At 60.0% G+C, this 14,821-nt stretch carries 10 protein-coding genes; 5 read left to right on the forward strand and 5 right to left on the reverse strand.

Features of this window, described 5'->3' with window-relative positions; all coding sequences use genetic code 11:
• Positions 1–50: 50 nt before the first annotated feature.
• Genes CKW15_RS05690 through mfd form a run of 3 tightly spaced genes read right to left on the reverse strand, consistent with a single transcriptional unit; the run spans position 51 to position 6,782 of the window.
• Positions 51–2,744, reverse strand: a complete 2,694-nt coding sequence (locus CKW15_RS05690) for a DEAD/DEAH box helicase (RefSeq protein ID WP_095151795.1) — start codon at positions 2,742–2,744, stop codon at positions 51–53.
• An 11-nt stretch (positions 2,745–2,755) separates the two neighbouring features.
• A complete protein-coding gene (locus CKW15_RS05695) occupies positions 2,756–3,322 on the reverse strand; it encodes a CsiV family protein (protein ID WP_095151796.1) in 567 nt (188 codons plus the stop codon).
• Positions 3,323–3,332: 10 nt separating this feature from the next.
• On the reverse strand, positions 3,333–6,782 hold the full coding sequence (mfd, locus tag CKW15_RS05700; protein ID WP_095151797.1) for a transcription-repair coupling factor: 3,450 nt from the start codon (positions 6,780–6,782) through the stop codon (positions 3,333–3,335).
• Positions 6,783–7,145: 363 nt separating this feature from the next.
• On the opposite strand from mfd, the gene CKW15_RS05705 reads away from it, so the two are divergent.
• The 3 genes from CKW15_RS05705 to sthA all read left to right on the forward strand — a co-directional run bounded on the left by CKW15_RS05705 (position 7,146) and on the right by sthA (position 11,418).
• Entirely contained in the window at positions 7,146–8,609 is a 1,464-nt protein-coding gene (locus tag CKW15_RS05705; RefSeq protein WP_095061161.1) for a glyceraldehyde-3-phosphate dehydrogenase, read from the forward strand.
• Between the two features lie 262 nt (positions 8,610–8,871).
• Complete coding sequence (locus CKW15_RS05710; RefSeq protein WP_256583119.1) at positions 8,872–9,816, forward strand: FAD:protein FMN transferase; 945 nt, start codon at positions 8,872–8,874, stop codon at positions 9,814–9,816.
• Positions 9,817–10,023: 207 nt separating this feature from the next.
• The gene (gene sthA, locus CKW15_RS05715; protein ID WP_095061165.1) at positions 10,024–11,418 is read left to right on the forward strand and encodes a Si-specific NAD(P)(+) transhydrogenase; all 1,395 of its coding nucleotides are present in this window, start codon (positions 10,024–10,026) and stop codon (positions 11,416–11,418) included.
• Positions 11,419–11,460: 42 nt separating this feature from the next.
• On the opposite strand, the gene CKW15_RS05720 is transcribed toward sthA, so the two are convergent.
• Both CKW15_RS05720 and CKW15_RS05725 read right to left on the reverse strand, forming a co-directional pair.
• Complete coding sequence (locus CKW15_RS05720; RefSeq protein ID WP_095061167.1) at positions 11,461–12,183, reverse strand: glycerophosphodiester phosphodiesterase; 723 nt, start codon at positions 12,181–12,183, stop codon at positions 11,461–11,463.
• A 14-nt stretch (positions 12,184–12,197) separates the two neighbouring features.
• The gene (locus tag CKW15_RS05725) at positions 12,198–12,779 is read right to left on the reverse strand and encodes a PilZ domain-containing protein (RefSeq protein WP_095061169.1); all 582 of its coding nucleotides are present in this window, start codon (positions 12,777–12,779) and stop codon (positions 12,198–12,200) included.
• Between the two features lie 94 nt (positions 12,780–12,873).
• Here CKW15_RS05725 and CKW15_RS05730 point away from each other — a divergent pair, with 94 nt between their 5' ends.
• Both CKW15_RS05730 and lolD read left to right on the forward strand, forming a co-directional pair.
• Positions 12,874–14,124 carry a lipoprotein-releasing ABC transporter permease subunit gene (locus CKW15_RS05730; RefSeq protein ID WP_095151799.1) on the forward strand — a complete coding sequence of 417 codons (1,251 nt, stop codon included), beginning with the start codon at positions 12,874–12,876 and terminating at the stop codon, positions 14,122–14,124.
• A 7-nt stretch (positions 14,125–14,131) separates the two neighbouring features.
• Complete coding sequence (lolD, locus tag CKW15_RS05735; RefSeq protein WP_177408854.1) at positions 14,132–14,815, forward strand: lipoprotein-releasing ABC transporter ATP-binding protein LolD; 684 nt, start codon at positions 14,132–14,134, stop codon at positions 14,813–14,815.
• Positions 14,816–14,821: the final 6 nt, after the last annotated feature.

Here is a 14,821-nt window from a genome sequence, read left to right on the forward strand (position 1 = left end):
CTGTAGGAGCAAGCTTGCTCGCGATGACGGACTAAACGTCGCCGAAATTCTCAGCGCTTTTCCAGCTTGTCCGGCAACGGCGCAAACAACGCCTCGATATCATCGTTCTGCAGTTTCCAGTCTCCGGCCTGACGTCCATCCAGCACGCCCGCCGCGAGGTCGGACTTTTCCTTCTGCAGATGCTGAATCTTCTCTTCCACCGTGCCGCGTGCAATCAGTTTGTACACAAACACCGGTTTCTCCTGACCGATGCGATAGGCCCGGTCAGTGGCCTGGTTTTCGGTTGCCGGGTTCCACCACGGATCGTAATGAATCACCGTGTCTGCTTCGGTGAGGTTAAGACCGACACCGCCGGCCTTCAGGCTGATCAGAAAAATCTGACGCATGCCGCTCTGGAATTCCTTCACTGGCGTGCGCCGGTCGCGGGTCTGCCCGGTCAATAACGCATAGGCGACGCCGCGTTTGTTCAACTCATCCTCGATCAGCGACAGCATCGACGTGAACTGCGAGAACAGCAGGATCCGCCGGCCTTCCTCGAACAGCTCTTCGAGCATTTCCATCAGGCTATCAAGCTTGCCCGATGTGCTGCCGCGCGTTGGCAGTGTCGCATCGTTGACCAGGCGCAAATCGCAGCACACCTGACGCAGTTTCAACAGCGCTTCAAGAATGATGATCTGACTGCGTGCCACACCCTTGCGGGTGATCTCATCGCGGACTTTCTTGTCCATGGCCAGGCGCATGGTTTCGTAAACGTCACGCTGGGCTTCGTTGAGTTCGACCCAGTGGATGATTTCGGTTTTCGGCGGCAGCTCGGTGGCGACCTGTTCCTTGGTGCGGCGCAGGAGGAAAGGTTTGATCCGACCGTTGAGGTGCTGAAGTCGTACTTCGCTGGTGCGCTTTTCAATCGGCACGCGGTAATCGCGGTTGAAGCTTTTTACATCGCCGAGCCAGCCGGGCAACAGGAAGTGAAACAGCGACCACAACTCGCCCAGGTGGTTTTCCAAAGGCGTGCCACTCAGGCACAGGCGCTGGCGGGCGTTCAGCTCACGGGCGGCCTGCGCAGCCTTGCTGTTCGGGTTCTTGATGTATTGCGCTTCATCCAGCACCAGTATGTGCAACGGCTGCGCCGCGAGGCGTTCGACATCCTTGGGCAGCAACGCGTAGGTGGTGAGAATCAGATCGTAATCGGCCAGGTGATCGAAATGCTTTTTACGGCTGGCACCGTACAACGCCAGCACTTTCAACTGCGGTGTGAAATGCGCTGCTTCGTCGAGCCAGTTCGGAATCAGGCTGGTGGGCATGACAACCATGCACGGACGATCGAGACGACCGGCGATTTTCTCGGTCAGAACATGCGCCAGCGTTTGTAGGGTTTTGCCCAAACCCATGTCATCCGCGAGGATCCCGCCCACTTCCAATTGTCGCAGCGATTGCATCCAGCTCAGACCTTCGAGCTGATAGGGGCGCAGTGTTGCGTTCAGGCCTTCCGGCGCGGTGGCGGTGTGGTCCTTGATGTCGCGCAGGCGTTGGGCAAAGGTGCGAATCTGTTCGCCGCCTTCCCAAAGCAGTGGCAAGCCTTCCAGTGGATTGAGTCGTGTGGCATCGGCCTTGCTCAGGCGCAGCGTGGTTTCGCCGGGTTCTTGCAGGTAGAACTCGCCGAGGGTCGCCAGCACCGGTTTCAGGCGGCCGAAGGGCAGGGCGACTTGCAGCGGACCGTACTCGGAGTTTGGTCGATTGGGGATGTTCACCAGAATCAACTCGTCGTCGCGACGCCGGGCCAGGCGTTCCGGGTTGAGGATTTCGGTGTGGGAACGCATCAGGTTGAGCAGGATCGGCAATAGACTCAGGCGTTCGCCGTTGACGATGATCCCCAGCTCCAGATCGAACCAGTCGCGCTCCGGAACCTGTTCAACCGTGGCGTACCAGTCATCTACGGCGGTCAGGTCGAAACCGAATTCTTCGTCGATCAGCAACTCCCAGCCCTGGGTGCGAAGCTTCGGCAGTTCATTGAGGGTGAAAGTCAGCCAGGCGCTGTCGTTCACCATCTCGAACAGTTCGCCGGCACTTTCCGGCAAGGCCTTGCTTTGCCGGGTGGCGATCTTGAATCCGAGGATTCGTAGCTGTTCGCGGTAGGACTGTTCCACTTCCGGATGACGTTTTATCCGCAGCGTCTGTGTCTCCTGACGAATCAGGATGTCGGTATTTTTCTGGCCGGAAACGTACTCGTCCAGATAACTGAATGACAGCGCCGCGCGGTGCTGGATATAGCGCTGCATCCGACCATTGCGTGGTTCGAAGGCGCTGAACTCGATACTGGCCAGCCACAGGCGCGGCACCGGCTGCACGTTGTCCACCAACACCTGCGGCGGGGCTTTCGGGCTTCGGTTTTCCAGCACCGCCTGAAGCTTTTCCAGCAGCTCGGCGTCTTTCGCGGCGGCGGGATAGTTGAGTGTTTCCTGCACTTGCAGCAGCACCGCTGCACAATGTTTGCAGTTGTTGTGGACCGGGCAGGAGCATGTCGCATCGATCATCAGCAAGGTGCCTTTGGCCGACTCGCGCAGGCGAATGGTCTGACGGTAAACGTTACCGCCAGAGCCTTCGCATGCGGCGATGATCGTAGCGTCGCCAGCCTCGACGATCCTGACGCGGTTTTCCAGTGCGTAGCGGCGGCCACGCTCCAGGCTCTGTTCCTTGAATCGACTGACCCAGGAAGGTGCCAGGGGTTTGCTCAGGGTCGCGGACATGGGGAGTTCAATCAGTCAGGGACGACTTCAGGGGCTTCCCGGGGAGCGGGCGCCGTCAATGACGTGATCTTGATCAGCAGGCCGAGGTGGCCGTTGTCGAGGAAGTTCAACTGGCCGTTCTTGGTGTGGCTTTCCTGTTTCAGGCGTTCGCTGGCGGTGACCAGGCCTTCATTGTTGAACTGGTTGACCCAGAAGTCTGCGTCTACATCGGTGAAGCGCCCGAGCGTCAGGTTCAGGGTGCCTTCGATCGGATACTGGCCGAACTGCTCCTTGCCGTCACTGATCGCCACCTTGACTGCGGTTTCGCCGAGCGTTTGCTGCCATGCTTTGTGCAGCAGGACGCTGTATTCGTTGCTGGCGGTGAGCTTTTCCACCTCAGAATTCAGGTTCGGCGTGCGTAGGCTGTTGAGACTGACGGGCTGGGCACCGGCGGCCCAGTCTTCCGGCGCTGCGCGAACGACAATCGCCGGCACGGCGTTCTGCCGCACCAGAATCATTTCTACCTGATACAGATCATCGGCAAATACCGATGGTGCGACCAACGTCATCAACAGGGTCAGTGAGCGAAACAGGCGCATACGGCGTCCTTCAAGCAGTTTTCGGGATGAGGCGCTCAAAAAGCGCCTCTACAGTATTAAAGCGCTCTTCCGGGCGCTCCATCGGAACCATGAACTTGAACATCGTGGCGCCTTCGAATTTGTAGCGTTTTGGCTGGCTCTGGATCAGTTTGATCAGCGTCAGCGGGTCGACCGGGGTCTGCGCCGCGAACTCGACGCGTCCACCTTGCGGGCCGCCATCGACTTTTTTAATGCCCAGCAACTCGGCCTGCAATTTCAGGGCAGTAATGCGTATCAGGTTCTTGGTCGGCTCCGGCAACAGGCCAAAGCGGTCGATCATTTCCACCTGCAGATCCTTGAGGCCATCCTCATCGGTGGCCGAGGCGATGCGTTTGTAGAGAATCAGGCGGGCGTGAACGTCCGGCAGATAGTCTTCGGGAATCAGTGCCGGCACGCGCAAGTTGACTTCCGGACCGCCGCCCAACGGTTGATCGAGGTTCGGTTGTTCGCCCTTGCGGATCGACTTCACGGCGCGCTCAAGCATTTCCATGTACAGCGTGAAACCGACGGCCTGGATCTGCCCGCTCTGACCGTCGCCCAGCAGTTCGCCGGCGCCACGGATTTCCAGGTCGTTGGTGGCAAGCACGAAGCCCGCCCCAAGGTCCTGGGTGTTGGCGATCGCTTCCAGACGCTTTTCCGCGTCCGGGGTGATTTGCTGGCGCGGCGGTGTCAGCAGGTAGGCATACGCCTGGTGGTGGCTGCGTCCGACGCGGCCGCGCAACTGGTGCAACTGCGCCAGGCCGAATTTGTCGGCACGCTCGATGATGATGGTGTTGGCACTCGGCACGTCGATGCCGGTCTCGATGATGGTCGAGGCGATCAGCACGTTGAAGCGCTTGTGGTAGAAGTCGCTCATCACTTGTTCGAGTTCGCGTTCGCGCATCTGCCCATGACCGATGCCGATCCGTGCTTCCGGCACCAGTTCGGCGAGGTCGGCGGCGCACTTCTCGATGGTCTTCACGTCGTTGTGCAGGTAGTAGACCTGACCACCACGCAGCAGCTCACGTAGCAAGGCTTCTTTGACCGTGCTTTTGTCCTGCTCCATGACGAAGGTGCGGACCGACAGGCGTCGGGCCGGTGGCGTGGCGATAATCGATAGGTCGCGCATGCCCGACACTGCCATGTTCAGCGTGCGCGGAATCGGCGTGGCGGTCAGGGTGAGGATGTCGACTTCGCTGCGCAGCGCCTTTAACTGTTCTTTCTGACGGACACCGAAGCGATGTTCTTCGTCGATGATGACCAGTCCGAGGTTTTTGATTTTCACGTCGTCCTGCAGCAACTTGTGCGTGCCGATGACGATGTCGATCTTGCCTTCGGCGAGGTCCGCGACGGCGGCATTCACTTCCTTGGTCGACTTGAAGCGGCTCATCACTTCCACGGTTACCGGCCAGTCGGCGAAGCGGTCGCGGAAGCTGTTGTAGTGCTGCTGGGCGAGCAGGGTGGTCGGCACCAGAATCGCCACCTGACGACCGCCATGCACGGCGATAAATGCGGCGCGCATGGCCACTTCGGTCTTGCCGAAACCTACGTCGCCGCACACCAGACGATCCATCGGTTTTGGCGCAAGCATGTCTTCGCGCACGGCGTCGATGGTGGTTTGCTGATCGGGCGTTTCTTCGAACGGGAAGCCCGCGCTGAAGGTGGCGTAGTCGGCTTTGGGGTCGGCGAAGGCATAGCCTTCACGGGCTGCGCGGCGGGCATAGATGTCGAGCAGCTCGGCTGCCACGTCGCGCACTTGTTCGGCAGCCTTGCGCTTGGCTTTCTGCCAGGTCTCGGAGCCGAGGCGGTGCAGCGGGGCCAGGGCGTCGTCGCTGCCGGTGTAGCGGGCGATCAGATGCAGGTTGGCCACCGGCACGTAAAGCTTGGCGTTTTCTGCGTATTCCAGGGCGAGGAATTCAGCCGTCTGGTTGTCGATTTCCAGTGTCGCGAGGCCGAGGTAGCGGCCGACACCGTGGTCGATGTGCACCACCGGTGCGCCTTCGCGCAACTCGGTGAGGTTCTTGATGACGGCATCGTTGTTGGCGTCGGCACGTTTTTCGCGACGGCGACGCTGCATCACGCGCTGGCCGAACAACGGGCTTTCGGCAACCAGCGCCAGGGCTGGATCGTCCAGCAACAAACCTTCATCCAATGGCGCGATGGTGATCGCCAGGCGCTCCTTGCCTGCGACAAAGTCCGGCCAGCTGTCGACGGTTTTCGGTCGCAGCTTCAGGCGCTCCAGCAGCTCCAGCAGCACTTCGCGTCGGCCCGCGGACTCGGCGGTAAACAGCACGCGTCCAGGGAACTCGTCGAGGAAGTTCGCCAGTGCTGCCAGCGGCTGGGTGGCTTTGGCTTCGATCGCCAGGTTCGGCAACTCTTGAGCGGGGAAGCGTTCGCGACCGCCGCCGCTTTCGATATCCTGCTGGCTGGCGACCACGCGCGGCCAGTTCTTCAGGCGCGCAAAGCAGTCTTCCACCGGCAGGAACAACTCGGCGGGTGGCAATAAAGGACGGGACGGGTCGACGCGGCGTTCTTCGTAACGATTGCGCACATCGTTCCAGAAGTTTTCCGCCGCCTGCTCGATGCCCGGCAGCGAGAACACCTGGGTGTCCTGGGGCAGGTAATCGAACAGTGTCGAGGTTTCGTCGAAAAACAGCGGCAGGTAGTACTCGATCCCGGCCGGGGTAATCCCGCTGCTCAGATCCTGAAAGATCGGGCAACGGCGGAAATCGACGTCAAAGCGCTCACGGAACCGCGCCTTGAAGCGGGTGACCGCATCCTTTTGCAGTGGAAATTCCCTGGCCGGCAACAGCTTGATCGAATCGACCTTGTCGATGGAGCGCTGGTTTTCCGGATCGAAGGTGCGCAGGGTTTCGATTTCGTCGTCGAACAGGTCAACGCGATAGGGCAGTTTGCTGCCCATCGGGAACAGATCGATCAGAGAGCCGCGTACGGTGAATTCGCCATGCTCGTAAACGGTGTCGACGTAGCGGTAGCCGGTGGCTTCGAGGCGCGTGCGCATTTGCTCGACGTCGAGCTTCTGGCCGACGTCCAGCACCAGGCTGCTGCCGAGCAGGAATTTGGTTGGCGCCAGACGATGCAGGGCCGTGGTGATCGGTACGACCAGCACGCCATGTTCCAGCTCCGGCAGCCTGTACAAACTGGCGATACGCTGGGAAATGATGTCCTGGTGCGGCGAAAACAGGTCGTAGGGCAGCGTTTCCCAGTCGGGGAAATGCAGCACAGGCAAATCCGGGGCGAAGAAGCCCAGCTCCTGTTCCAGCCGTTCGGCACTTTGGCTGTCGGCGGTCAGCAGCAGGGTAAAGCGCTTGGCAGCGCTTGCGGCCTCGGCGATGGCCAGGCTCAGGGCGGCACCGGGCAGGTTGCCCCAGTGCTGTTTACCTGCCGCGGCAGGGAGAAGCGGTAGACGCAGAACGGGCACGGAAGGTTGAGCTCCAAGCGTTGCGACAAAGTCGGTAATTGTAGCGGCCTAGGGTGCCGCCTGTCAGTTGCAGACTGTGTCTATTACGAAGGTTTGGCGAAATGTAGTGGTAAAGACAAAAAAGCCCGGTTTTTTACTGAAAAAACCCGGGTATGTAGTGGTAAAACGAATGGGTGTTACGGAGGGTTACGGATACGGTGACGCCGCCTCCAAAAAATTGACTGTGCTGAAAGCCCCGGTTTTATTGGGCTTTAGCGCGGCGTAACTTTTTTGAACGGGGATTTGTTACGGATTGCACGACAGGCGCGCATTGCTACACGGGTCACAGGGCGGCATAATGTAGCCCCTTTTTTCTGCCCCTACATGTGGAAGGTTCCCGTGACTCAGAAGCCCGACCAGTGTCTTGGTGAATGGATCGACCGTGAAGCACTCGCAGAAGCGATGATTCCGCTTATCGGTCAGCTCTACCGCAATAACAACGTGGTGAGCTCGATCTATGGCCGCAGCCTGATCAATCGTTCAGTCATTGCGATTCTCAAAGCTCACCGCTTTGCTCGTCACCGTCAGTCCGACGAAAGCGAGCTGTCCGTCCACGAAACATTCCCGCTGATCAAAGCGATGAGCGAACTCAAGCTCGGCGCCGCTTCGGTGGACCTGGGCAAGCTGGCGGCCAAATTCAAGGCCGAAGGCAATGGCCGTACTGCCGAGCAGTTCGTCCGTGAAGAACTGGCTGACGTGGTTGGCCAGCAGAACGCTTCCGCCCGCAAAGGCACCGACGTTGTCCTCTACGGCTTCGGTCGTATCGGCCGTCTGCTGGCGCGCATCCTGATCGAGAAAACCGGTGGTGGCGACGGCCTGCGTCTGCGCGCCATCGTCGTCCGCAAGGGCGCCGACAACGACCTGGTCAAGCGCGCCAGCCTGTTGCGTCGTGACTCGGTTCATGGTCCGTTCGATGGCACCATCACCATTGATGAAGCCAACAACACCATCACCGCAAACGGCAACCTGATCCAGGTTATCTACGCCAAGAGCCCGGCCGAAGTCGACTACACCCAGTACGGCATCGAAAACGCGCTGATCGTCGACAACACCGGTGTATGGCGTGACGCCGACGGCCTGGGCCAGCACCTGGCCTGCCCGGGCGCTGCCCGCGTGATCCTCACCGCACCTGGCAAGGGCGCGCTGAAGAACATCGTGCACGGCATCAACCATGGCGACATCACGCCTGATGACAAGATCATCTCGGCGGCTTCCTGTACCACCAACGCCATTGTGCCGGTGCTCAAGGCAGTCAACGACAAGTTCGGCATCATCAACGGCCACGTCGAAACCGTTCACTCGTTCACCAACGACCAGAACCTGATCGACAACTTCCACAAGGGCAGCCGTCGTGGCCGCGCCGCGCCGCTGAACATGGTCATCACCGAGACCGGTGCCGCCACTGCCGCCGCCAAGGCACTGCCAGTGCTCAAGGGCAAGCTGACCGGCAACGCGATTCGCGTTCCTACGCCAAACGTGTCGATGGCCATCCTGAACCTGAATCTGGAAAAGGCCACCACTCGCGAAGAGATCAACGAGTACCTGCGCCAGATGGCCATGCACTCGGATCTGCACAAGCAGATCGACTACGTGAGCTCCCAGGAAGTGGTTTCCACCGACTTCGTTGGCTCGCGCCACGCAGGCGTTGTGGACGCAGAAGCGACCATCACCCAGGATAACCGCGTTGTACTGTACGTTTGGTACGACAACGAGTTCGGTTACAGCTGCCAGGTGGTTCGCGTGATGGAAGACATGGCCGGTGTAAACCCGCCAGCTTTCCCGCGCTAAGCCTTAGCACAAACAAAAACGCCCCGACTTTGGTCGGGGCGTTTTTGTTTGTGTGATGCTAAAACGATCAAGATCAAAAGATCGTCCGAACGCGGCCTGAACCTTCGGCAGCTCCTACAAAGGTATGCAATCCTGTAGGAGCTGCCGAAGGCTGCGATCTTTTATCAGGGCATCAGAAAAGGTGAGATTGTTTTTGAGCGGATGGAAGTTTTTATTTCTGGCGCTGATAGGAGGGGTGTCCGGCTGCGGCAACAGCGGCGCCATGGAAAGCTTCGGCGGCCCGACCATGGGCAGTACGTACTCGATCAAGTACGTCCGTCACGCCGATCTTCCCGCTCCGGTCGAAGTTCGGGAGGCAGTGGAGAAAATCCTCGCGGATGTCGACCGGCAAATGTCGACCTACCGCAGCGACTCGGACATCGAGCGCTTCAACGCCATGCCCGCCAACCAGTGTCAGATCATGCCCGCGTCAATCCTTGAATTGGTTCGCGTGGGCGAGCAGTTGTCTGTGCAAAGCGAAGGCTCTTTCGATTTGACGGTCGAGCCGCTGCTCAATCTCTGGGGCTTCGGTCCGCAGGCACGCGAGGAAAAAGTGCCGTCTGCCGAAGCGCTCACCGAGGCGCGCCAACGTGTCGGCTACACCCACCTGCGCATCCAGGGTGATCAGCTGTGCAAGGACGCCGCCGTCGAGGTCGACTTCAACAGCATTGCCGCCGGTTACACCGTTGATACGATTGCCGCACGGCTAGAGGAAAAGGGCATCCACGACTACCTCGTCGAAGTCACTGGAGAACTCAAGGCCGCGGGCAGCAAACCCGACGGCTCGCCGTGGCGCATTGCCCTGGAAGAACCTCGGGATGACCGCCAGGTGGCTGAGCGAATCATTGCGGTCGACGGCTATGGCGTTTCCACTTCGGGTGACTACCGCAATTATTTCGAGCAAGGAGGGCGGCGTTTTTCCCACACCTTCGATGCCCGGACCGGCTCACCGGTCTCACACACTCTGGCGTCGGTCACGGTGATTCATCCTTCAGCGCTGATAGCCGATGGCTTGTCGACGCTGTTGCTGATACTCGGCCCGGAGCGCGGTTGGGACTACGCAGAGAAGCACGATGTCGGCGCGTTTTTCGTGATTCGTGCCGATACAGGTTTCGTCACGCGCAGCAGTCACGCTTTCGAACGCCTCAGTGGCGAAAAAACCGAATGAATTCGGCAATTTGAGCATTGAAAACTGGCGTTGTAGTGCAGGCAAAAGTAGCCTACGACGCGACCAAGGGTTAATGTGCGCGGCGTTGACGCTTCTATAGACTGTGTCCGGGTTCTGCACTGGCCCCAAATTGTTCCTTCACGCCACAGATTGGTGTGATTTAGCCGCAGGTGCCGAGAGTGCCGCGGCCTGTTCTGAGGAGTACGCATGGCTGTCTACAACTACGACGTGGTGGTGTTGGGTTCCGGCCCGGCGGGGGAAGGCGCGGCAATGAACGCCGCCAAGGCAGGGCGCAAGGTGGCGATGGTCGATAGCCGTCGCCAGGTCGGCGGCAACTGCACTCACTTGGGCACCATCCCGTCCAAGGCACTGCGTCACTCGGTGCGGCAGATCATGCAGTTCAACACCAACCCGATGTTCCGGGCCATTGGTGAGCCGCGTTGGTTCTCGTTCCCGGACGTGTTGAAAAGCGCCGAGAAAGTCATCGCCAAACAAGTCGCTTCGCGTACCGGCTACTACGCCCGTAACCGCGTCGACGTGTTCTTCGGCACCGGCAGCTTCGCCGACGAGCAAACCATCGAAGTGGTCTGCGCCAACGGCGTGGTCGAAAAGCTTGTCGCCAAGCACATCATCATCGCCACCGGTTCGCGCCCGTATCGTCCGGCGGACATCGATTTCCACCACCCGCGTATCTACGATAGCGACACCATCCTGAGCCTGGGCCACACCCCGCGCAAACTCATCGTTTACGGCGCTGGCGTGATCGGTTGCGAATACGCTTCGATTTTCAGTGGTCTGGGCGTGCTGGTTGAACTGGTGGATAACCGCGGTCAGTTGCTGAGCTTCCTCGACTCGGAAATCTCCCAGGCGTTGAGCTACCACTTCAGCAACAACAACATCACCGTTCGCCACAACGAAGACTACGACCGCGTCGAAGGCGTGGACAACGGCGTGATCCTGCACCTCAAGTCCGGCAAGAAGATCAAGGCCGACGCCTTGCTCTGGTGCAACGGCCGTACCGGTAACACCGATCAGCTGGGCCTGGAAAACATCGGCGTGAAGGTCAATGGTCGTGGCCAGATCGAAGTCGATGAAAACTACCGCACCGGCATCCAGAACATCTATGGCGCTGGCGACGTAATCGGTTGGCCAAGCCTGGCCAGTGCTGCTCACGACCAGGGTCGTTCGGCCGCTGGCAGCATCGTCGACAACGGCAGCTGGCGCTTCGTGAATGACGTGCCGACCGGCATCTACACCATTCCGGAGATCAGCTCGATCGGCAAGAACGAGCAGGAGCTGACCCAGGCCAAAGTGCCGTACGAAGTGGGCAAGGCCTTCTTCAAGAGCATGGCGCGTGCGCAGATCGCCGGCGAGCCGCAAGGCATGCTGAAGATCCTGTTCCACCGTGAAACCCTGGAAGTGCTGGGCGTTCACTGCTTCGGTTATCAGGCGTCGGAGATCGTGCACATCGGTCAGGCGATCATGAACCAGCCGGGCGAACTGAACACGCTGAAGTACTTCGTCAACACCACGTTCAACTACCCGACTATGGCCGAAGCCTACCGGGTAGCGGCATACGACGGCCTCAACCGGCTTTTTTGAGTGGCTCCGGCCGGTGGCCTGAGCCGGCCGGGGAGACCGATTTCAGCAATTCTCGAGCGTGGCAGTGGCCAAACCGGGAAAGTCTGTAATCAGGCTGTCAACGCCGAAGTCGGCGAGCCTGCGCATCAGCGCAGGCTCGTTGACTGTCCACACCGACACATGCAGCCCCTGACGCTGCGCCTTCTGCAGGCGTTCCGGCGTGCACAGGGTCCAGTTCAGCGCCAGAATTTCACAGCCATAGCTTTGCGCGACTTTCAGCGGGTCGAGCCAGGCATATTCGGCCACCAGTCCGCGGGATACGTCCGGCACCAACTCCAGCGCAGCCTTCAGCACTTCACGGGAACTTGAGGTGATGGTCACCTTGTCCATCAGGCCATGACGCTGCGCCATTTCACGAATCGCCAGCACGGTGGTCGCGGCACGCATCCTTGATGCGCTTTTGACTTCCAGTTGCCAGTGATCGAAATCGCATTTCTCGAACAGTTCTTCCAGCGTCGGAATCGGGCATGGCTTGATCCAGCCAGGTCCCCCTTTGCGCGCATCGTAAGTCACAAGATCGGCCGCCGCGTGCTCGACGACCTTGCCGCGACGGTCGGTGGTGCGCTTGAGCGTCGGGTCATGGATGACCATCAGCTCGCCGTCCATGGACAGGTGCAGGTCCAGCTCGCAGCGGCGCACGCCGTGCTTCAGACATTCCTGAAAACTGGTCAGGGTGTTTTCCGGTGCTTCGCCCTTGGCGCCGCGATGGCCGTAGATGAGGGTCACGGTTCTTCCTTAAATTAAATGCCTGAGTCGATTTGTTCGCGGGCCAGACGTCGTTCCTGTGCCTGCTTCTGCAAGATGTAGCGGGCCAACAGCTGCCGTTGCGCATCGGTTGGGTGTTCGAACTCGGTGCCGATGTCATAACCATCGCCCTTGCGGTCGCAATGGGTGACCCGTGCGCGCAGCAACAGGCCCAGGGCTTGCGGCATCAGCACCAGCTTGACCGATAGACGTGATTCGGCGGCAATGGGGGTGGGGTGCTGAAAGTCGAGACCGCCTTCGGAGATGATCACCGGTTGCGGTTGGCCAATCTGCCCGAGCGCGGTGATCGCGACCACCTGGCTCAACAAATCGATGCGTTTGTTCTGGGATTTCAGGAACGCCGCGAGGTTTCGGTCGCGTTCGCTGATCTGGCGCAACAGGTGCTGCGACTCGAATTCGCTCAGGTGCAGTTCGCTGAGCAAGTTGAAGAGCGGGGAAGCATCCTGCAACACTTCCTGGCCTGTGGCTTCGGTAGCGGACAGGGGCCGAATTTCCAGTGCGATCGTGTCCTCGATACGGTAGTATTCGCGGCGATCTTCTTCATCTAATGTCGACATGGCGAACCCATGGTAGCGGCGGTGGTCTGAGTGTAAAGCTGGTTATCGACCCCCGCCACAAGGACGTTCCTTTTCCCTCCGAACAAGCCCCGACATGTTCAGACCTCTCTTCGTATTTATCGGCACGCGTTACACCCGTGCAAAGCGTCGCAATCATTTTGTGTCATTCATTTCCCTGACTTCGATGATCGGGCTCGCCCTTGGCGTGGTCGTGATGATTGTCGTGCTGTCGGTGATGAACGGCTTCGATCATGAGATGCGTACCCGCGTGCTGGGCATGGTGCCCCACGCGACCATCGAGTCAAGCGAGGCCATCAGCGATTGGCAACGCCTGGCCACGAAGGTCAAGCAAAACCCGCAGGTGACGGCCGTTGCGCCGTTTACGCAAATGCAGGGTTTGCTGACCAACAACGGCAAAGTCTCGAAAGTCCTGCTCAATGCCATCGACCCGGCGCTCGAACGCCAGGTGTCGATCATTGATAACTTCATGACGCAGGGCAAACTCGACGACCTGGTGCCGGGCGAATTCGGCATCGTCATCGGCGACAAGGCCGCGGCGAAACTCGGTGCGGCGGTTGGCGACAAGCTGACTTTCGTGGCGCCGGAAGTCACCGTGACCCCGGCCGGGATGTTCCCGCGCATGAAGCGCTTTACCGTGGTCGGCATCTTCCACGTCGGCGCTGGCGAGCTGGATGGCTACCTGGGCATCACCAACCTGCAGGATCTGGCGCGTCTGCATCGCTGGAAGCCGGATCAGGTCCAGGGCCTGCGCCTGAAGTTCGACGACCTGTTCCAGGCGCCACGCACCGCGTGGAGCATCGCCCGCGACCTCGGCGAAGACCGCTACTATGCTCGCGACTGGACCCGCACCCACGGCAACCTGTACCAGGCCATCCGCATGGAAAAAGCCATGATCGGCCTGTTGCTGCTGCTGATTGTTGCCGTCGCAGCGTTCAACATCATCTCCACGCTGGTGATGGTGGTGAACGACAAGAAGGGCGACATCGCGATCCTGCGCACACTGGGCGCGACGCCGGGCACGATCATGCGCACGTTCATGGTGCAGGGGACGGTCATTGGCGTGGTCGGCACGGCGATCGGTGCCGTGGTCGGGATCTTCGCCGCGTTGAACGTCAGCGCCGCGATCGCAGCGCTGGAAGGTCTGATCGGGCACAAATTCCTCAACGCCGACGTGTACTTTATCGATTACCTGCCGTCGCAGGTGCAGAGCCAGGATGTGGTGATGGTCTGCTGTGCGGCGTTGGTCCTGAGTTTCCTCGCCACCCTGTATCCAGCCTGGCGTGCTGCGCGCACCCAGCCTGCGGAGGCGCTACGTTATGAGTGAGTCGGGCATGAGTGATAAAGCAATCTTGAGCTGCCGCAGCCTGGGCAAATCCTACGAGGAAGGCCCTGAATCGGTGGAAGTGTTGGCCGGCCTGCAGTTGGAGTTGCATCCGGGTGAGCGGGTGGCGATTGTCGGCAAGTCCGGCTCGGGCAAAAGTACCTTGCTCAACTTGTTGGGCGGCCTCGATACGCCGACCACGGGCAGCGTCTGGCTCGACGGTGAAGAGCTGTCGGCACTGAGCGAGAAAAAGCGCGGTCTTCTGCGTAACCGTGCACTTGGCTTCGTGTACCAGTTTCACCATCTGCTCCCCGAGTTCACCGCGCTGGAAAACGTCTGCATGCCGCTGTTGATCGGCAAGACCGCAATCCCGGAAGCGCGTCAGCGTGCGACCGCATTGCTGGAACGGGTAGGGCTGGGCCATCGCCTGGAGCACAAACCGGCCGAGCTGTCCGGTGGTGAACGTCAGCGCGTGGCCATTGCCCGTGCGCTGGTGAACAACCCGGGCCTGGTGATGCTCGACGAGCCCACCGGCAACCTCGACTCCCACACCGCCCAAGGGATTCAGGACTTGATGCTGGAACTCAGCACCTCGATGCGCACGGCGTTCCTGGTGGTGACCCACGACATGAACCTGGCCCGCCAGATGGACCACGTCCTGCATTTGCAGGACGGTTGCCTCACGCCTATCTGATGGGTT

Source organism: Pseudomonas sp. Irchel s3b5 (genome assembly GCF_900187435.1).
Classification (GTDB): domain Bacteria; phylum Pseudomonadota; class Gammaproteobacteria; order Pseudomonadales; family Pseudomonadaceae; genus Aquipseudomonas.